Raw genomic sequence first — 21,550 nt, 5'->3', positions numbered from 1 at the left:
AAAGCCGACTAAAAATAGTCGGCTTTTTTTATTACTGTGCGGGCGGGGAGACTCGAACTCCCACACCGTGAGGCACTAGATCCTAAGTCTAGCGTGTCTACCAATTCCACCACGCCCGCTTAAGGACTGCAAATATAAACAAGATTTTCAAATTGCAAACTTCTTTCAGTAAAAAAACATTCTTTTTTTTTACTTTTGATAAAATAAAGAAAAACAACTTCATGAATAGTATTCAAAACTACATATTAGAACACAAAACAAGATTTTTAAACGAGCTTATCGAGCTCCTTAAAATACCATCTATTAGTGCAGACTCAGCATACAAAACCGATGTATTAAAAACAGCAGACGCCGTAAAAATGCGACTAGAACAAGCCGGATGCGATACTGTGGAAATTTGCGAAACAGACGGCTACCCTATTGTTTACGGACAAAAAATAATAGATAAAAACCTTCCAACGGTACTTGTTTATGGACATTACGATGTACAACCGCCAGATCCAATTAACCTTTGGGACTCGCCACCATTTGAGCCCGTAATTAAAACAACCGAAAAACATCCAGAAGGTGCCATTTTTGCCCGTGGAGCTTGCGACGATAAAGGCCAAATGTATATGCATGTAAAAGCCATGGAATTCATGACTGCAACAAACCAACTACCATGTAATGTAAAATTCATGATAGAAGGTGAAGAAGAAGTTGGTAGCGCTAACCTAGCAACCTTTGTAAAAAACAACCACGATAAACTTAAAAACGACGTTATTTTAATTTCCGATACCGGAATGATTGCCAACGATGTTCCTTCTATTACCACAGGGTTACGTGGCTTAAGTTACTTAGAAGTTGAAGTTACAGGCCCGGATCGTGATTTACACTCCGGACTTTACGGTGGCGCAGTAGCTAACCCAATAAACGTGCTAACGAAAATGATTGCCTCACTTCATGATGAAGACAATCACATTACTATTCCTGGCTTCTACGATAACGTAGAAGAACTTTCTATCGAGGAGCGCGCACAAATGGCAAAAGCACCTTTCAGTTTAGAAAATTATAAAAAAGCATTAGATATTAACGCCGTTTATGGAGAAAAAAACTACACCACAAACGAGCGTAATTCCATTCGTCCAACACTAGATGTTAACGGTATTTGGGGAGGTTACACTGGCGAAGGTGCAAAAACAGTTATAGCCAGCAAAGCATACGCAAAAATATCTATGCGCTTAGTACCAAACCAAGACTGGGAAAATATCACCCAACTTTTCAAAACCCATTTCGAAAGTATTGCACCCCAAGGCGTAACCGTAAAAGTCACACCACATCACGGCGGCCAAGGCTACGTAACACCAATAGATAGTTTAGGTTATAAAGCTGCAAGTCATGCCTACCAAGACACTTTTGGAAAAGCACCAATACCACAACGAAGCGGAGGTAGCATACCAATTGTTGCATTATTCGAACAAGAATTAAAAAGCAAAACCATACTCATGGGCTTTGGTTTAGACAGCGATGCTATACACTCACCAAACGAACATTTTGGAGTTTGGAATTACTTAAAAGGCATCGAAACCATTCCGTTATTTTATAAATATTTCACGGAGTTTTCAAAATAAATTCTTTGGGCGTTACCATAAGCTCGCTTTTATGGCGAGCTTATGGTCGGGCTTTCACTACGCGCTCCCTCCTAAGGTCGGGGAGCTTAAACAAACCGTTCAATCCCTAACGCAACCAATCCGCTAACTTCAATTAGCAACTTAAAATAAGTGCTTACTTGTACAACAATGAAAAACCAACACAACAATCACTTATTTCTACTCGCATTAGCCACACTACTTATAAGCACATCAGGAACACTTGGTAAATTTATAGATTTACCAACACCAGTAATTATATGGGGTCGCAGTGCTATAGCATCCATTTTTCTTTTCGCTTACTGTCGATTTAAAAAATTCAGCATTAAAATAAAATCAAAAAAAGATGCTCCAACTATCATTCTAGGCGCCGTACTTTTAGCAACACATTGGATTACCTATTTTCAGGCCCTAAAACTATCCAACGTTGCCATAGGTATGCTCGCCATGTTTACCTTTCCAGTAATAACCGCATTACTAGAACCCTTTTTCACCAAATCGAAATTAAACCCCATACATATACTATTAGGGTTTATTGTTTTACTCGGCGTTTACATACTAGCACCAGATTTAAACCTAGAAAACACCCATTTAAAAGGTATACTTTACGGTATATTTTCAGCTTTATGCTACGCCTTACGAAACCTGATTTTAAAAGGCCATGTAAACAATTATAATGGCACCGTCCTCATGACACAGCAAGCTATAATAGTTGCTATTATACTCATACCCGTTATGTTCACCATGGACCTTGGTAATATGCAAACCCAATTTCCATACCTCATTATTTTAGGCTTAGTAACAACTGCTATTGGTCATTCACTTTTTATTGGCAGTTTGAAACATTTTTCGGTAAGTACAGCAAGTATTATCGGAAGCGCACAACCTATTTGTGGTATTATTATCGCTTTTTTCTTTTTAAACGAAATACCAACCGTAAACACCTTTATTGGTGGCGCATTAATTCTAGCAACAGTCGTTATAGAAAGTGTTCGGTCTAAAAAGGCTAAATCTTAAAAAAACAGCACACTTTTAAACCTAATAAAATTTGTTTTCTTAAAAATTGTACTTTTGATGTTCGTCCATTTTAAAACAAAGCGGCTATCTCTAATAATAAATGCAAAACCAAAGCAAAACCGAATTACTTAATTTCAAAAACCTAAAAACAGGTAATGAAAAAGCTTTTGAATATTTTTTCAATAAATATCACAGTCATATTTTAGGATTTTGTATTCAATTTATTTACGATAAACCCCAAGCATCCGGTATAACTCAAGATGCTTTTTTAAATCTATGGCTTAATAAACATAAAATCGAAAAAGTTAGTGGCATAGAATCTTTCTTATACACCTATGCCAAATCTAAATGCTTAAATGTTATTAGACATAACGAAGTTAAAGAACGTTATAAGAGTAAAACATTAAATAAAAAAGAGCGAGAATTAGATTTCGATATTTTAAACTCTATGAATTTCGATACGCTGGCTTTATCAGAACTTGAAGATTTAATTTCAAAATCTATTGATGAGTTACCAGATAAAACAAAAGTGATTTTCTTAAAGAAACGTTTTGAAAATAAAAAGAACCAAGAGATTGCCGACGAACTTAATATTACAGTGAAAACTGTAGAGGCTCACATGACAAAAGCTTTAAAAATTTTAAGATTAAACCTATCCGATTATTTACCACTTGTTCTTATTACTCTCATCCTTTCTAAATAATAGAACAAACAATTATTCTGCACTAAACTTCATCACAGCTAGACAACTCAAAAAAAAAATTATTTTTTATCATAAGATAAATTCGATTATTCTTATATTTTTGTTAATTATTTTTAACAAGTCTAAATAAAAATAATTTTTATTTATTAGGGTTTTTAAATATTGGGGTGTACTCATTACAGTATTACCAACTGAAACAACCAAATAAAATCAAAATAGTATGATCTCCAGTCTAATAATAAAATACTTAAACGGTGAAGCCTCCGAAAATGAAGTCGAATTAATTTTTGAATGGATAAACAAGTCACATGCAAACAAAAAGGAATTCATGACCTTGAAAAAGGCATGGCTCCTTACAGAATCTACTAAAACAGACACAAAAATTGCTTGGAAATCTCTTCAAAAAGAAATAGCAAAAACACAAACATTCAAACACAAAACATGGTTAAAATACGCAGCCATTGTTGTTCTGTTAATATCGGTTGGTAGATTTACTTGGTCTTCATTAAATAAAAAACAAGAGCAACCAAATGGTATTGTTTTAGAAGTTGAGAATACATCTATTAACCTCAATGAAAACAAAGCTGATGTCACAACCGCTGAAGGACACGTTATAGCAAAACAAAATAATAATGAAATTATATATAAAGCAGCAAAAACAGCTACTAATTTAGAATACCATACGTTAAAAATTCCGCTAGGAAAAACATTCAATGTTACATTATCAGATGGTACAAAAGTGCACTTAAATGCCGGAACTACGTTTAAATACCCTAAACAATTTAGTAATACAGGAAACCGACTAGTGTATTTAAATGGAGAAGCCTTTTTTGAGGTTGAAAAAGATAAAGCTCATCCCTTTATAGTTAATATAAACGATATAGACGTAAAGGTTTTGGGTACAAAATTTAATGTAAATGCTTATCCTGAAAACTCCGAAACCTCATGTGTTTTAGTTGAAGGATCTGTAGAACTTTCAAACATAAATAATCCAAATAACAAATCACTATTAACACCCAACCATAAAGCAACATGGAATGCAACAACAGAAACTTTTAAACAAACACAAGTAAATACACACATATACACCAGCTGGATTCATGGGGAAATCATCCTTGATTCTGCACATTTTAGCTCATTTTCTAAAAAACTCGAACGTGCTTTTAATGTAAAAATCACGAACAACAACACCTTATTAGAAGCTCAAGAATTCAGCGGTACTATCAATTTTAAAACATCGACTTTAGAAGATATTCTCGATTTATTAAAGTTTGATACCTTTTTTGAATATAGTATCGAAGACAACCAAATAATAATTAGCAACAATTAATAAATGAAGTATTTTTTTAACCAACATGTAAAAACAGTAATTCTCGCTCTCGGACTTATTTTGTTTTTCAACAGTGCTAACGCACAATCTGATTCTATTTCAATTAACGTCACAGGACAATCTTTTGAATCAGTTTTAAAAATAATTGAACAGCAATCTACTTACCGCTCTATTTATAATGCAAATAAAATAGACCTCAACAAAAAAATTAGCCTTAATGTGAGCAACGTGAGTCTAGAAATAGCCCTAAACAAATTACTAGAAAACACACAACTCACCTACGTTATAAAAAACAATCAAATATTATTGATTGAAAAACAATTAACCCAAATACCTACTGTAACTAAAAGTACAGAACAAAGGTTAATATCTGGCGTTGTTCTTACTAGCCCCGACAACCTTCCTTTACCTGGTGCTACTGTACTAATAAAAGGAACAAAACGAGGCGCGATAACCAATTTTAATGGCGAATTCACTTACCGATTACAAGGAAACAACCTCAACAATATAGAACTTGAGGCACATTATTTAGGTATGCAAACCTTAACTCAGTTGGTTGGCGATAAATCCAAATTCACTTTTTATTTAAAAGAAGCAGCCGATGAGCTAGATCAGGTCGTTATTACATCATCCTACGGTACAAAAACACTTAGAGAAGAAATTGTTGGCAGTATTGAAACACTTAACGCTAAAGATATAGCTGTAGATCAAGCCTCGGAAAGTATTGATAAAATGGTAGATGGGCAAATAGCGGGTGTATATATAGAAAACACATCTGGCATTGGTGGCCCAGTAAGTATAAATATTCGAGGGCAAGGGAGTTTAACACCGTTAAATAGCGCCATTTTTGGAACTTCTACACAACCACTAATAATTATCGACGGGGTTATTATGGCAGAAGAAATAGCTATCGACAATAACTTTTTTAATGGTAGTGGCAGTTATTCTGAAGATTTATCAAACCCATTATCACAAATTTCACCAGAAAACATTGAAAGCTTCACGGTTTTAAAAGATGCCGCAGCTGTTAGTATTTATGGTGCTGATGCTGCAAACGGTGTTATTTTAATTACAACCAAACAAGGAAAAAAAGGTACAGCAAAATTTGGTTTCTCAACACAATTAGGAATTTCATCAGCTGTTAACCAAATTGAATATTTAAATGGTTCGCAATATCAGGAACTCCGAAATGAATATCTAAAAAACACAACAGCAGATTTCACACCCACAGCTTACAACGGTGTAAATACCGATTGGTTTAACTTGCTAAATGGTACAGGTATTTACAACAAATATAATTTTAGTGTATCTGGAGCTTCAGATAAAATTTCATATCGCTCGAGTTTAACTTATAAAAAAATAGACGAACCACAAATAGGTAATACCAACAAACAATTAAACGGAAGTATTAACCTTAGTTATCATCATAAAAAACTAGATATAAGCTTAGCCTTAACACCAAGTTATGTTGAGAAAGATGCACCAAATATTTACTATAGTTATGCTTTTGCACCAACACTATCGCCTTACAATGAAGATGGGTCTTTTGCAGATGTCGGTGTTGCTGGCTTAGGGAACCCGCTTGCAGCCATAGCCCAAAACACAAATACCGCTAAAACTTATGGTATACTCGGTAGCTTACAGGCTACTTACCATATTACAAACGACTTAAATATATCGTCTCTATTTGGCCTATCATACAGAGATAAAAAACAAAATCGTTATCTATCAGGAGAAAATGAAAGCGGACAATATAACGGCAGCTTTACTTTAGACGGCATATCGTATCCAAATTACGGACGTCGAATCATAAATAACAGACATACCAATAAATGGAACTGGCAAACACGTGCACTTTACAACAAACAAGTAACAGAAAATAGCTCCTTTGATGGTATTTTCGGTATAGAACTTATTAAAGAAGATGTTGACTTTGATTATGCTTCTGGCCGTGGCTTTGTAAATCCAAATGTAGTAAACAGTATTACCGATGCGATACAAGATGATGACCCGTCAACAACCGATGACGAATCTAAAAACAACCAAACGTATAGCTATGATGTTAGCAATAACTCTCGAGTATCTTTATTTTCACAACTTAATTACAACTACAAAAAACGCTATTTTATTTTAGGCAATTTTCGACGTGACCAAAGTTCTGTTTTTGGAAACGACACCGATGTGGCTTATACCGGCGGCGCAGGTGTAAGCTGGATTATATCTAATGAGAATTTTTTAGATTCTAATAATTGGATCGATTTATTAAAACTAAAATTCAGCTACGGAAGCACCGGAAATTCCAGAATAGGCTCTTACCGCTCCAAAGGCTTATACACCATTGACGATAACGGTTATAATAATTTAAACATTGCCTATCCATCTACCGCGCCCAATGGCGAACTTAGTTGGGAAAAAAACAAAAAGTTTAATGCAGGTTTAAATTTTAACTTTTTAAATACTGTGAGTTTAACTCTCGAATATTATTACGACGATATTAACGATCTTATTACTAGCAGAAATATACCTACTGAAACGGGCTATAGCTCTATACAAATTAATGCTGCAAGTATGTACAATAAAGGATTAGAACTATCAACAAGTTTTAAATGGTTTCAAAAAGAAAATTTTAAATGGCACACATCTTTTAACATTTCCACCTTAAAAAGTGAAGTTACTGAACTGAAAGGCTTAGGTAGTGCTTTTTCTCTTTCAGAAATTGCATTAGCTCAAAAAGTAGGCTATAGCACATCTACTATTTGGGGTATTAAATGGGCTGGAATAGACCCAGCTACCGGACGAGATTTACTTAAAAAAGATGGTCAAATTTATGATTCCGTTACTTACAATAGCTTATTTAGCAGTGTCGATTGGGTACCCATTGGGGATTACCAACCCGATGCTTATGGTGGTTTTAACAACACCTTTACCTTCAATAGTAACCTAAGCCTATCTATTCGCGGAAGTTTTCAAATAGGTGGTGACTTTTTAGCCCAAGACGAACTTATTGCTAAATACAATATCACATCAAATAGAAACCTTTCAGTTAACGCTTACGATTATTGGAGAAACCAAGGAGATGTTGCCCTAAACCCAATTGTAACAAGTAACAATCCAACTATTTCTAACTATGATAAATACCTATACGACGCTACTTCATTAAGAATAAGCAACGTGAATTTAAATTTTAGCTTCCCCAGAAATAGTATCGGTTTTTTAGACGCACTATCTATTTACACAGATGTTTCTAATGTACTCTATTGGTATAAAGAAAAAAGCTTGAATGGCAGAAACGGTATAAGTGAATTCAGGTTTACTTACCCACAAGCAAGAACAATTTCAATTGGATTAAACGCAAAATTTTAAGGTAATGATAGAAACAAAACAACTTAAACAATTTTTGAAATATACCTTAATAGTACTCCTTGTAACTTGCTATAATTGTAGTGATTTCTTAGAACAAGAACCTGGCTCGCAAACATCAATCACCGAGCAACTTACAACTACAGATGGTATAATAACTGCCCTAAATGGTGCTTATGGCAATTTAGAAGCTAATGTTAGAGGAGAACGTTATGCAACCTATGCAGATATGTTATCTGGAAATATCACCTTTACTCCAACAGAAACAGGTAATAACGTTGGACTAATTACTCCACCAATAAATACAGAGAACGTATATAACTTTACAGACCTAGCCGAAGAAAGCAATTTAGAAAGCTTTTATGATGACAGCTACGATATTATAAACCAAGCAAACCTAATATTAGAATATACAGATGCCTTAACAGACTCTAGTAATGATGTAAAGGCCCAAATAAAAGCGGAAGCCTTAACACTTAGAGCATATTCACATTTTTTATTATCGCAAGTATATGCTCAAAACTATGGTTACACTGCCGATGCTAGCCATTTAGGCATTGTTTATAATACAACAACCTTAACCAACGGCATTACTTACCCGTCCCGAAAAACCTTGGCAGAAACCTATACTTTAATTATTGACGATTTAATTGCTGCAATAAGCAACTATTCGAACACTCTACTTTTAGAGGGACCAACTTACTCTTACTTTAATAAAGTAAGTACTAAAGCGCTACTTGCCAGAGTATATATATCTAAATACGACTGGCAAAACGCCTATGATTTGGCAAATGAAGTAATTCTAAATTCAGGAATATCACTTACTCCTTCTGAAGATTATATTGCAGAGTGGGAAAAAACAGATCTACCAATATCTGAAGTACTGTTAGAATTTTCAATTCCAAGAGATACCGGTGGCACCGTTGGCGGTTCTTTATCCAGTTTCTTTGGATACACCTCATCTGCCGATTATGCCGATTATGTTGCTTCAGAAAATTTACGAAACATTTTTGAACCTAATGACTTACGCGGACAGCTTTTTCTAGAAGCCAATCTACCAACTCTAATTAACAGTAAACTTGAAGACCGCCCATATTATTTCACTAAAAAATTTCAAGACAATCCTGGTTTTATAGCCATCAGGTTAAGTGAAATGTATTTAATAAGAGCCGAAGCATCATTAGGACTTGAAAACCTAGAAGATTGTAAAGACGACATCAATATATTAAGAAACCGAGCAAATGCCACACTACTAACGGAGACCACCAATTTAGAAGATGCACTTATACTAGAACGCAGAAAAGAAATGTGCTTTGAAGCGCAGTACCTGTTCGATTTAGCTAGATATCAAAAAGATATTGTACGCGGTGCCGACTGTGTTTCGCAAACCTGTAATTTAAACTATCCATCAGGAAAATATGTACTTCCAATACCGGACAGCAATTTAGAACTTAACGAAAATTTGATACAAAATGAAACATATTAAGACCCTATTAACCGTAGCAACCGTTTTTACTATAATGTTTTCATGCTCTAAAAACGATGATAACAGTAATAACGATATCCCTAGCTTTGTTAGGTTTAATTTTCTAGCCAACAGCAACAACGAACCGTTAGAATACCCAGAAGTAAGTAGTGCTATTATACCAAGTGTTAGTTATAAAAATAAAAGCGTTAACACTTTAAAAGTACCTGTAACCTTAACATCTTACACTTTAGAAAACGAAGTAATAGTAAATTACAGCGTTGTATCTTCCTCTAATGAAGACTTATTTACTATAAATCCTATAAATCAAGTTTCATTTCTAAACAATCAATTAACTGATACTATTTATATAAACTTTAATAAAAGATGGTCTAGCGAAGAAAGCATCATTTTAAACCTAGAATCAGTATCAGACCCTTCGATAAATTTAGGCAACTTAAATTCAAACGAAACTAATACAGAATTCACTATTAATTTAGAGCCTATTACAACTACCTATACATTTCTGGAAAACAGAATTGAAATTACAGGTACAGCAGGTGAACAAATAGACTTTACTGTAAATTTCCCTAACGGATACCTTCCTTCGGAAATTGAAACTTTAGATATTTTTAAATTTTTAAACGGCTTTGATTATAGCATTGAACCACTAGATATAGGAGAAAACACTTCGACTATTAACTACAGAATTACTTTAAATGAATCTATTGAAAATGATGATGTATTATACCAAACCATTATTACACTTATTGATAGCGAAAACTACACAACCACCGGAAATAGCACACTACAAATTGTAAAGCCTATTAAGTCTGATCGTGATGTTACTGTTAATATAGCAGCGAATTTCTACAATTTATCAAATTCATTTTATCGCACCTACGTAGAGCATTGGAACGATTTTAATGAAGATGGCGAATGCGCTTGGCAATCTACTTTTGCTTTCACCTACCCTATTGTTGTAGAATCTACAAACCCTAATGCTGTACTTTATAGCGATAATGGTACTGCCGATCCGCTAGACGACATTTACCATCATGCCTTTCAAATTGGTTTCGATAGCCCTATTGCAACCACCACTACAAATGCATTCAACTTAAAAAGATACTTTAGTAACGAGAGTACAAGTCGAGCGAACTCTCCGGGCTTCAATACCACACCTGCTATAGAGTTTTTCCCAGAAAACGGTACAAGCACAACGACTGGTTCTATTTTAATAATCCCTCAGTTTTTAACCATTTCTAACAAAAGTGACGAAAGTTTTTCTTTTGCTATTTCAGGTGAAGGTACTTACGAAGAAGTAAGCCCAGGTATTTTTGAACTTCAATTTCAACTAAACCTAACTAACGAAGCCATTTTCGGAGGCACAATTACTTCTGAGTATCGCTTATACAACACTAGCAGTTATACCGACCCCGAAGATTTAACGACTAACAACTGCATTACAGAATACATACTAGAATAACCATGAGAAACAACCTAATTTTATCCTTATTTATTTGTGTTTTTATATGCTCGTGCAAAACAGAACATAAAGACGAATACACCAATATTGCAAACTTAAAAGCCATTTACTCTAGTGGTGATATTACTAAATGGCCTGCACCAGATTTAGATAGTACAGTAAACAAAGAAAGTTTTAAAGATATTGGCGCTTTACCCAAATTACAACATCCAGAATACAACCCGTTTAGTCAAGAGAAATCGAAACTCGGTAAAACACTCTTTTTCGACCCAAGATTATCGGTTAGCGGACAAATAGCATGTGCGTCTTGCCATAATCCAGAATTAGCATGGACGGATAATTCCACACGTTCTTTTGGTCACAATCGTCAAACCGGAGCACGAAACTCTATGACTATTTTAAACTCTGGTTTTGCGCACAGTCTCTTCTGGGATGGTCGTGCTACTACCCTAGAAGATCAAGCTAGGTTTCCTATTGGAGACCCTTTAGAAATGAACGAAAAACTCAATATTGCCGTTGATAAAATAGCTAAAATAGATGGTTACAAGCCCTTGTTTGAAGCTGCCTTTGGTAATGACACCATTTCATTAGAACGTATTCAATTTGCAATAGCAACCTTTGAACGCACGGTAAATAGCTACAAAACAAGGTTCGATAAGTTTGTTGAAGGTGACTCTACAAAACTTAACAATCAAGAGGTGTTAGGACTGCATATATTCCGTACAAAAGCGAGATGTATTAATTGCCATAATACACCTTACTTCTCAGATAATCAATTTCATAATGACGGGCAAACCTTGTTTGGAACAAAAGATGAAGATTTTGGCCGCTACAACGTGACCAAAAACATGGATGATATTGGAAAAATAAGAACACCTACATTAAGAGAAGTTGCAAGAACAGGTCCTTGGATGCACCATGGTAATTTTCCGAGTTTGTTAGATGTTGTACAGTTTTACAATCTAGGAAATCCATCTCCAATTCAAAAAAAGTATTTAGGTAAAGGGCGTGACTCTCTAATACCAACCACCTCACCTATCTTAAAAAAGCTAAGCCTAGAAAAAAATGAAATAGAAGCATTAATCGCTTTTATGGAAACCCTTTCTTCTAGCAAGGGTAGAACATTAATACCAAAACTTCCTCAATAAATTATTATTAACTCAAAATTTTAAATTATGAAAAAACAATTACTCGTAATGGCCTCATTACTCCCTCTCGCGGTAATGAGTCAAATCAACCAAATTGAAGACATTAACCCTTTAGGAGACTCTTCTCCATCGGAGTTTTTTGTAGACTCAAATCATACATTATTTTTTCAGGCTACTAACGGGACCGACGGCAAAGAACTTTTTGTATATAATGGCACATCTACAACGCTTATCGATATAAGTACAGCTGATCCGGGTGACAATTCATCACCTGCTCGATTTATCGAATTCAACGGAAAAGTGTACTTTAAAGCAAGCGAAGACGCTACAAAAGCAGAATTATATGAAACTGATGGGACCGCTGCGAACACAAACTTGGTTGCAGATTTAAATCCAGGAACAGGAAACGGAAACCCAGATCATTTCTTTGTATATAACAACGAATTATACTTTACGGTTTTAGATGGAGGAAGCACTCAAGTTTGGGCCTATAATGAAGGTAATCCTGTAAAAATAACAAACAATAATGGTGGTTCTTTCTCTAGTGCTTCCTATCCACATGTAGCTTCAACAGGTGTATTTATGCGCTTAAACAATGGTAACGGAAACGAATTAGGCTTTTTCAATGGTACAGGTGACGCTATTGAGATCTTAGATATTAGACCAGGGTCTTCTGCAGGATTTTTAGCATCTTCAGATTTAGAAAACATGGAACTATTAGGAGACAAATTATTTTTTGAAGCAGATTCTTCTGGTTCTGACGATGAATTATGGGTTTCAGATGGTACAGCTGTCGGAACTTTTCAAGTAGCCAATACAAATCCGTCAGGCTCAGGAGACCCAGATTATCTGGAAGTTCACCAAGGCGAAATGTTTTTTGCTAGCGAAGATGCAGATGGTTATCAACTATGGAAATCTAACGGAACAGTAACTGGAACCGTTCTAGTTTCGGATATATTCCCTGGAGGAAATGGAGACATAACGAATTTATTTTCTGATGGTACTACGCTTTATTTTTCCGCAACAAATGGAACTGATGGCGTGGAGCTTTGGAAGTATGACGGAACAACATCATCCATGGTTAAAGACATTAATACCACAGGTGATTCTGATCCGGACAATTTTACGGCATTTGATGGAGCTGTTTATTTTTCTGCAGATGATGGAACAGGAACAAAACTATGGATAACCGATGGTACAAACGCAGGAACAAACTCTATAGCCTCATACTTTACTTCTAGCGCCGACCCAATAGATGTCGACGACATTTTAGTTCGTGACAATGAACTTATATTTTCTGGAGAAACAACTAATGGCAATGAATTATTTCGTTTCAATCCGTCAACTCTATTTGTAGAAAACTTAAAAACAGAAACAATTAATATCTACCCAAACCCAACTTCGAATTATATTATGGTACCTCAAAGCATGGTAGACTACAACTATACCATTCATGATATATCTGGAAAACAAGTATATCAGGGTGCGATTTCTTCAGAAAAAATTGACTTGAATTTAAATAGCGGTATGTATTTATTAAATATTACAACAGACCTAAATAATATTACAAGAAAAATAATAGTAAAATAGTTAATAGGTAAATCCCCCTCTTTTATTACAAAGCCTCGTTAATTCGAGGCTTTTTTTATTATAATTTGTAACAAAATCAAGCTTTTAGCGTTTAATAGACAATCAATCAAAAATCAATCATATTATGCTAAAGCAATTCTTCATCATTTGCTCTGGCGCCGACACCGATATTTTAGAGCAATGCTCTAAAGGTGAACAAAACAAATACGCGGGTATTGGCGCAACCGTTTTCTTTACTGCACTTATGGCTTTTATAGCAGCCAGTTATGCACTCTTTACCGTTTTCGATAATTACTTTGCGGCTATTGGGTTTGGGTTTATTTGGGGTTTACTCATTTTTAATTTAGACCGCTATATCGTGTCAACCATAAAGAAAACAGGTCGTTTTTTAGATGAACTTTTACAAGCGACACCGAGAATTATGCTCGCCGTAATAATAGCTATTGTGATTTCTAAACCTTTGGAACTCAAAATTTTTGAAAAAGAAATTAATCAGGTATTATTAGAACAGAAAAACGATTTAACATTAGCCAATCAAAACCAAATATTAGAACAATTTAACCCAAAAATATCAGCTCTTGAAGCAGATATTACAACTCTAGAAAACGCAATTATCAGTAAGGAAGCAGAAGTTAATACACTTTACAATACTTATATCGCAGAAGCCGAAGGCACGGCTGGGACAAACCGACTAGGAAAAGGTCCTGTATATCAAGAAAAAAGAGATAAACACGATGCTCTACTAACCGAACTTCAAGAATTAAAATCAGAAAATAAAACAAAAATAGCAGACTTAGAACAACAGATCACCACTCTAAAATCAAATTATCAATTACAAGTTGATACAACACAACCTGTAATTAATAATTTTGATGGACTAATGGCTCGTGTAAATGCGCTAGGCACATTATCATGGTGGCCGTCATTTTTTATTTTTCTGTTATTTTTAGCTATAGAAACATCTCCGATAATCGCGAAATTACTATCTCCAAGAGGTTCTTACGACTTTAAATTAGAAGATTTAGAAACGGCTATTAAAACCCATGTACGTCAAAATAAAAACCAACGAGAAACTCTACTAAAAACAGACAACGCCATTAACGACCGTGTTTATAACGACCTAAAAACCGAAGATGAACTTTATGCCTATAAACGCGCAAAAACGAGAGAACTTATGCAATTACAGGCCGATGCTTTTATTAAACATCAAAAGAACATCTCATAATAGGTTGTTTGTAATTTTAATAATTACGCAGCAGTATTAGCCTTAAAATGATTGTATAGATCTTTGCTTCCAAAACCAACAATAGCCATGCTTTTATTTTTGGAAACGGCTTCGTTATGCAATTCTGTTAAAGCTTTTACACCATAACGATCCATACTTTTCACATCTTCGATGCTAATAGTAAGTGTGCTTACACGATTAAAAATATTTTGAAATTCGTTTTGAAAAATAGATAAACTCTTTTTATTTAGTTCACCCTTCATTTTGAAAAAATTGTTGCAGTTTGTAATACGTAAATCCATAATAAGTTGTTTTTTTTTAGTTAAATGATAAATCTGAGGGAAACATAATCAATTGATTATAAGTTAAAAGTATAGTATTAAAGAGTTACCTCAAGAATTTTTTCGATTAAAAGAATTCATCCTTGGACGAAAAATATTTACGTGTCAATTTAATCGTTGAGTAACCTACTTAAACATCATTTTAAAACAAGAACAGTAAAATACAGTAAGAACTCGAACTACTTATTGGCACTTTAACTATATTTTGTTATTATCACCTGCGTTTTTAACACCGACTATAATTTCGGCATAGATTTGGTATAAAATATTTTATATAAATTGCAACATGAAAAAACTCGTTCTACTTATCTGTCTTATTTCGGCGTTAACTAGCTATTCTCAAAATGAAGACAAAGACATAAAAGCCATTAATAAAGTTTTAAAAGCACAGCGTATCGCTTGGTCTAAACACGATTTAGAAGGCTATATGGAAGGTTACTGGAAAAGTGATTCACTAAAATTTTATGGCAAAAACGGTGTTACTTATGGCTGGGAAGATACTTTTGATCGTTATGAAAAAAGCTACCCAACAAAAGACCATACAGGTACTTTAAGTTTTAAAATTAACGACATCACTAAAATAAGCGAAGATGCTTATTATGTGCTTGGTGAGTTTCACTTAAAACGGGAAGTTGGTAATGCAGACGGTATTTTTATGCTTATTTTTAAGCGTATTAATGGTGAATGGAAAATTGTTGCAGACACCTCTTGCTAAAATTTGTAGAGAAAAAAAACTACTTTACTACAAATACTCCTCGATAACACTAATAAGTGCATTGGAATCTTGTGCTCCGGTATGGCGCCATTTCATTTCACCACCTTTATAAACCATTAAAGTTGGCAGACCTTTTATTTGTAAAGCCTCTGTTAATTCTTGGTTTTTTTCGACATCAATTTTTATCACCTTAGCTTTATCGCCTAAGGTCGCAGCTACGTCGTTTAAAACATCGTGCATGGCTTTAGACGGCTCACTTGCTTCTGCATAAAAATCTAGCAGCACAGGCATATTAGCATCGATAAGTTCCCCAAATTTTGACATATTATAAAGTTTTTGTCTATTTAATAGTTTTCTAAGCGGATAGAAAATCGTTATTATAAATTCTATTTGATTATTATAAATATAAACAATTTAAGATAAACAGCAATACCAAAGCCGGTTTATACTGTTTCTGTTCCTTTCTTAAGTTCGATTACAGTAATTTCTGGCCAAATACCAACACGCCCAGGGAAAGCTAAATACCCAAAACCACGGTTTACATTTATGTATTGTCCCATTTCTTGATAAATACCAGCCCAATATTTGTAGCGCCATTTTACTGGGCTCCATTTAAACCAACCGGGAATTTCGATACCAAACTGCATACCGTGTGTATGTCCACTTAGTGTTAAATGGTAATGGTAATCATCATCAATCACCTTTTTTTCCCAGTGTGATGGATCATGGCTCATTAAAATTTTAAAATCGTTTTTATCAATAGCAGAAGATGCTTTATGCAAATCGCCTGCCGTTTTAAAACCACCAGCACCCCAGTTTTCAACACCAACTAAAGCGATACGCTCCCCATTTTTTTCAAGATATTTGCTTTCATTTAAAAGTAAATTAAACCCGATTTCTTTTTGAAGCGCTTTCAAATCCTCTAAGTTTTGATGCTTTGCTTCATCAGAATCCCAATTTACATAATCCCCATAATCGTGATTTCCTAATACAGAATACAATCCATCTTTAGCCTTCAGTTTATTGAAAACGTTTTTGTATGGTACTAATTCTTCTACCTTATTATTTACAATATCTCCGGTAAAAAGTATCACGTCGCTCGCTTGTTCATTGATTAAATCAACGGCATATTTTACCTTTTCCATATTGTCAAAACTTCCAGAATGGATATCACTAATTTGCGTTAATTTATACCCATCAAAAGCCGCTGGTAAATCTTCAAAATACAAGGTGTATTTTAAAACTTTGTAATTGTATTTTCCTTTGTAAATGCCGTAAATTATAGAAGCTAATGGAATGGCAGCCAAACCTAAAGCCACTTTACTTATAAACTGGCGACGCGATGCAAAGTAGTTTCCTTTTGCAGCTTCACCAACCGTAAAATAACGATAAATAGCCTGTGGCACTCTAAAAATATCTTCAAAAAACACACCTAATAATAAAACCAATTTTGGCACCAAAAGCGCTATAAATAATCCAATGGCATAAGAATGCGCATGTGAAAAACCATTACGACGGCTAAACCCGTAAAATTGAAACACAAAATTACCGATAATCAAGGCGGTAACAACCCAATATAATATATGAATCCAGTTGTTTTTAACCACCGTTTTAAAAGCCTGAAAGGCGTAGTAATCGGCCACTAAAAAAACTGCTAAAAATATAATCCAACGTAGCATTTGCTCTTTTTTTATCCAAAGATAACGGTATTAAAGATTAATGTTTCCTTTAGCAAATGGATTTAACGAATTGTTAAGAATATCCGTTTATAGTAAATCCCTCTATTTCATTGACACTACTCTATTTTACCTCCAAGAATTCAACAGGACTTTCTAACTTTTTTATTAAAATGAAATTGTAAATTTTCGACTAAAACATTTTAACAGCTTTAGAGCATTCAAACTTTAAATTATAACCATAACTTTTTGTAGTTTTGAATTCTATCAAAAATTACAACATGTCCGATAACAAACGCGTATTTCTAGTTGATGCTTTTGCATTAATTTTCCGTGGCTACTATGCCTTTATAAAAAACCCAAGAATAAACTCTAAAGGCACTGATACCTCAGCTATTTTAGGATTTATGAACTCACTTTTAGACGTTATTAAACGTGAGCGACCAGACCATTTAGCCGTTTGTTTCGATAAAGGTGGTAGTGCAGACCGTGTAGAAATGTTCGAAGCTTACAAAGCCAATAGAGATGAAACGCCAGAAGCCATAAAAATTGCTGTGCCTATTATCCAAGAGATTTTAAAGGCCATGCATATCCCAATTATGGTGAAAGCAGGTTTCGAGGCCGATGATGTTATTGGAACACTAGCAAAACAAGCCGAAAAAGAAGGTTACCAAACCTTTATGGTAACGCCCGATAAAGATTTTGCACAATTAGTAAGCGAAAATATATTTATGTATCGTCCTGTTTTTGGTGGCGGTTACGAAACTTGGGGAATCCCTGAGGTTCAGAAAAAGTTTGAAGTTACCGACCCATTACAAGTTATCGACTTTTTAGGCATGATGGGCGATGCCAGTGATAACATACCCGGTTTACCAGGTGTTGGCGAAAAAACAGCTAAAAAATTCCTTGCCGCTTATGGCTCTATGGAAAACCTGTTTGCAAACTCACACGAGCTTAAAGGTAAAATGAAAGAAAAGGTAGAAGCCAACCAAGAACTCGGTTTACTATCTAAAAAGTTAGCAACTATTATGCTTGATGTTCCGGTGGAATTTAATGCAAAAGATTTTGAATTAGATCAACCAGATATCCCAAAAGTAACCGAAATTTTTGAAGAGTTAGAGTTTAGACGTCTCATAGATAATTTCACAAAAACTTTTGCAGTTCAAGCAGCAGCAACCTCAACAGAAACTGCCGCAACAAGCACAGAAAACAAAGCGACTCCAAAAGAAGAAGCCTCGGCTGGCGCAGGGCAGTTTTCACTTTTTGGTGGCAATCCATCAAGCACCACCGAAGTCGTTACCGAACATACACGAAAAACAGCCGAAAACACCTCGCATTTTTATCAAAGTGTGGCCGCAGGCATGGGCACCAAATTATTTCTCAAAAATTTAATGAGTCAAACCTCGGTGTGTTTTGATACCGAAACCACAGGCTTAAACCCGCTAACCGCAGAATTGGTTGGTATTTCATTTTCATGGGAAGTTGGAAAAGGCTTTTACCTACCATTCCCGGAAGATAAAACCGAAGCCCAAGACCTTATCGAGCAATTACGCCCCTTTTTCGAAAGTGAAAGTATTGAAAAAGTAGGTCAGAATTTAAAATACGATATTAAAGTTCTTGCAAAATACAATGTCGATGTCAAAGGTAAATTGTTCGATACCATGCTTGCGCATTATCTTATAAATCCAGATATGCGTCACAATATGGATATCTTGGCAGAAACCTATTTAAACTACACACCTATTGCTATCACCGAATTAATTGGTAAAAAAGGAAAAAACCAATTATCAATGCGCGATGTGCCTTTAGAAAAGCAAACCGAATACGCTGTTGAAGATGCCGATATTACGCTACAACTAAAGCAACATTTTACAAATGAGTTAGGCGAAGCTAATACACAAAAATTATTCGATGAGATTGAAATTCCGTTGCTACGTGTGCTTGCCGCTATGGAATTAGAAGGTATTAATTTAGATGAAGAGTTCCTCAATTCTTTAGCTGAAGCTTTAAATAGCGATATTGAAACTTTAGAAAAAAGCATTTACGAAGCCGCTGGCGAAGAGTTTAATATTGCCTCACCAAAGCAGTTAGGGATTATACTTTTTGAAAAACTAAAACTGGTAGATAAACCTAAAAAAACCAAAACAGGACAGTATGCTACAGGCGAAGATATCTTATCTTACCTCGCCAAAGATCATGCTATTATCCAGAACATTTTAGAATATCGTGGTTTAGCCAAACTAAAAAGCACCTATGTAGATGCCCTACCAACACAAGTAGAGCCCGCAACAGGCCGCGTACATACCGATTACATGCAAACCGTTGCCGCTACAGGCCGTTTAAGCAGTAATAACCCCAACTTACAGAATATACCCATCCGTACAGAACGTGGTCGCCAAGTGCGTAAAGCCTTTGTGCCTCGCAATGAAGACTACATTTTATTAGCGGCCGATTATAGCCAAATAGAACTCCGTATTATTGCCGCCTTAAGTAAAGAGGAAACCATGATTGAAGCCTTTAAAAACGGCGAAGATATTCATGCCTCTACCGCATCGAAAGTATTTAAGGTGCCTTTAGATGAAGTGACTCGCGAGCAACGTAGCAACGCTAAAACCGTAAACTTCGGAATTATTTATGGGGTGTCTGCCTTTGGGTTAAGTAACCAAACCGATTTATCCCGTGGTGAAGCCAAAGAACTTATAGACACCTATTACGAAACCTACCCGAAATTACGTGCATACATGAGCGAGCAAGTCGATTTTGCACGCGATAATGGTTATGTACAAACCGTTTTAGGGCGTCGTCGTTATTTAAAAGATATTAATTCTAGAAATGGCGTGGTACGTGGTGCCGCAGAACGTAATGCCGTAAATGCACCTATACAAGGTAGCGCTGCAGATATTATTAAAATTGCCATGATTAATATTTACAACAAACTAGAAACAGGCAACTATAAAACTAAAATGCTTCTGCAAGTACATGATGAACTGGTGTTCGATGTCTTTAAACCTGAATTAGAAGACATGAAAACTCTAATTAAAACCGAAATGGAACAGGCCTTTAAAATGGATGTGCCTTTGGATGTGGAATTGGATACGGGTCTGAATTGGTTGGAGGCGCATTAAAAAAATTAAATAATTGATATTATGAATGATATTCAGAGAAAAAAGATAATTAAAAATGCGAAAAAATTCTTTCGTGATGAGATTGTTCAAAATCACATAGATGGAGCATGTGAGCGAGCAAGCAAACTTTCATCCTATAATATCAATCCTTTCTTATATAAATATTTAGCTAATTTTTTAACAGGTAATGATGATCCTGAAAGTATAGCAAAAGCTTTAGTATTACCAAGAATTTTAGGAACTTCAATTAATACTTCTTTCGGTATGAAAATTCAAAATCTAATAAGTTCGCTGTTTGAAGGATTAGGCTCAACTACTCAAGGAATAGATATTGAATTTATTGATGCAATTGATAACAGGAAAAAATACTGTCAACTAAAAGCTGGGCCAAATACAATAAATCGTGATGATGTTACAACAGTTGTAAATCATTTTAATGGAGTTAGGAATCTTGCTAGAACGAACAATTTGAATGTAGGAATAAACGATATGATTGTAGGTGTGGTATACGGTGAACACAAAGAACTGAGTTCACATTATAAAAACATTAACATTAAATATCCAGTAATTATTGGTCAAGATTTTTGGCATAGACTTACTGGTCAAGAAAACTTTTATTTTGAGCTAATTGATGCAGTAGGAGAAGTAGCTTTAGAAGTTGATGCAACAAAAGTTGTATCTGAAACAATAGCTAAATTAGCCAAAGAAATCAAATTAAAAATTAAATAACTTAATTTTCTA

The 21,550-nt window shown here is 34.8% G+C and carries 16 protein-coding genes and 1 tRNA gene; 13 read left to right on the top strand and 4 right to left on the bottom strand.

Features of this window, described 5'->3' with window-relative positions:
• Positions 1-37 precede the first annotated feature (37 nt).
• Positions 38-119 (bottom strand) — tRNA-Leu (locus tag ACJJV4_RS13205).
• 102 nt (positions 120-221) lie between these two features.
• On the opposite strand from ACJJV4_RS13205, the gene ACJJV4_RS13200 reads away from it, so the two are divergent.
• The 10 genes from ACJJV4_RS13200 (at position 222) to ACJJV4_RS13155 (ending at position 14,952) form a co-directional block, all read left to right on the top strand.
• The gene (locus tag ACJJV4_RS13200; RefSeq protein ID WP_405295161.1) at positions 222-1,610 is read left to right on the top strand and encodes a dipeptidase; all 1,389 of its coding nucleotides are present in this window, start codon (positions 222-224) and stop codon (positions 1,608-1,610) included.
• A 168-nt stretch (positions 1,611-1,778) separates the two neighbouring features.
• Positions 1,779-2,645, top strand: coding sequence for a DMT family transporter (locus ACJJV4_RS13195; protein WP_405295159.1), 867 nt, complete (start codon positions 1,779-1,781; stop codon positions 2,643-2,645).
• Between the two features lie 100 nt (positions 2,646-2,745).
• The gene (locus tag ACJJV4_RS13190; protein WP_405295157.1) at positions 2,746-3,348 is read left to right on the top strand and encodes an RNA polymerase sigma-70 factor; all 603 of its coding nucleotides are present in this window, start codon (positions 2,746-2,748) and stop codon (positions 3,346-3,348) included.
• Positions 3,349-3,568: 220 nt separating this feature from the next.
• Positions 3,569-4,678: a FecR family protein gene (locus ACJJV4_RS13185; RefSeq protein ID WP_405295155.1), complete on the top strand. Its 1,110-nt coding sequence runs from the start codon at positions 3,569-3,571 to the stop codon at positions 4,676-4,678.
• Between the two features lie 3 nt (positions 4,679-4,681).
• Positions 4,682-8,041, top strand: coding sequence for a SusC/RagA family TonB-linked outer membrane protein (locus ACJJV4_RS13180; RefSeq protein WP_405295153.1), 3,360 nt, complete (start codon positions 4,682-4,684; stop codon positions 8,039-8,041).
• Positions 8,042-8,045: 4 nt separating this feature from the next.
• Entirely contained in the window at positions 8,046-9,524 is a 1,479-nt protein-coding gene (locus ACJJV4_RS13175; protein ID WP_405295151.1) for a RagB/SusD family nutrient uptake outer membrane protein, read from the top strand.
• Entirely contained in the window at positions 9,511-10,989 is a 1,479-nt protein-coding gene (locus tag ACJJV4_RS13170; protein ID WP_405295149.1) for a hypothetical protein, read from the top strand. The genes ACJJV4_RS13175 and ACJJV4_RS13170 overlap by 14 nt, the downstream gene beginning before the upstream one ends.
• Before the next feature lie 2 nt (positions 10,990-10,991).
• Positions 10,992-12,137, top strand: a complete 1,146-nt coding sequence (locus ACJJV4_RS13165) for a cytochrome-c peroxidase (protein WP_405295147.1) — start codon at positions 10,992-10,994, stop codon at positions 12,135-12,137.
• A gap of 27 nt (positions 12,138-12,164) precedes the next feature.
• Complete coding sequence (locus tag ACJJV4_RS13160) at positions 12,165-13,727, top strand: T9SS type A sorting domain-containing protein (protein WP_405295145.1); 1,563 nt, start codon at positions 12,165-12,167, stop codon at positions 13,725-13,727.
• Between the two features lie 124 nt (positions 13,728-13,851).
• Positions 13,852-14,952, top strand: coding sequence for a DUF4407 domain-containing protein (locus ACJJV4_RS13155; protein ID WP_405295143.1), 1,101 nt, complete (start codon positions 13,852-13,854; stop codon positions 14,950-14,952).
• 23 nt (positions 14,953-14,975) lie between these two features.
• On the opposite strand, the gene ACJJV4_RS13150 is transcribed toward ACJJV4_RS13155, so the two are convergent.
• Complete coding sequence (locus ACJJV4_RS13150; protein ID WP_405295141.1) at positions 14,976-15,215, bottom strand: hypothetical protein; 240 nt, start codon at positions 15,213-15,215, stop codon at positions 14,976-14,978.
• Between the two features lie 364 nt (positions 15,216-15,579).
• On the opposite strand from ACJJV4_RS13150, the gene ACJJV4_RS13145 reads away from it, so the two are divergent.
• Positions 15,580-16,008 (top strand): YybH family protein, encoded by a 429-nt coding sequence (locus tag ACJJV4_RS13145; RefSeq protein ID WP_405295139.1) that lies wholly within the window; start codon positions 15,580-15,582, stop codon positions 16,006-16,008.
• Between the two features lie 27 nt (positions 16,009-16,035).
• On the opposite strand, the gene ACJJV4_RS13140 is transcribed toward ACJJV4_RS13145, so the two are convergent.
• Together ACJJV4_RS13140 and ACJJV4_RS13135 are read right to left on the bottom strand one after the other, a co-directional pair.
• Positions 16,036-16,332, bottom strand: coding sequence for a thioredoxin family protein (locus ACJJV4_RS13140; RefSeq protein ID WP_405295137.1), 297 nt, complete (start codon positions 16,330-16,332; stop codon positions 16,036-16,038).
• Between the two features lie 119 nt (positions 16,333-16,451).
• Positions 16,452-17,687 (bottom strand): metallophosphoesterase, encoded by a 1,236-nt coding sequence (locus ACJJV4_RS13135; RefSeq protein ID WP_405295135.1) that lies wholly within the window; start codon positions 17,685-17,687, stop codon positions 16,452-16,454.
• Positions 17,688-17,965: 278 nt separating this feature from the next.
• Here ACJJV4_RS13135 and polA point away from each other — a divergent pair, with 278 nt between their 5' ends.
• Together polA and ACJJV4_RS13125 are read left to right on the top strand one after the other, a co-directional pair.
• On the top strand, positions 17,966-20,809 hold the full coding sequence (polA, locus tag ACJJV4_RS13130) for a DNA polymerase I (RefSeq protein WP_405295133.1): 2,844 nt from the start codon (positions 17,966-17,968) through the stop codon (positions 20,807-20,809).
• Between the two features lie 21 nt (positions 20,810-20,830).
• The gene (locus tag ACJJV4_RS13125; protein WP_405295131.1) at positions 20,831-21,538 is read left to right on the top strand and encodes a PmeII family type II restriction endonuclease; all 708 of its coding nucleotides are present in this window, start codon (positions 20,831-20,833) and stop codon (positions 21,536-21,538) included.
• Positions 21,539-21,550 lie beyond the last annotated feature (12 nt).

The organism is Algibacter sp. Ld11, from assembly GCF_045066735.1.
Taxonomy (GTDB): domain Bacteria; phylum Bacteroidota; class Bacteroidia; order Flavobacteriales; family Flavobacteriaceae; genus Algibacter.
The sequence above is the reverse complement of the archived record's forward strand: the minus strand, read 5'-3'. Positions and strand labels throughout refer to the sequence as shown.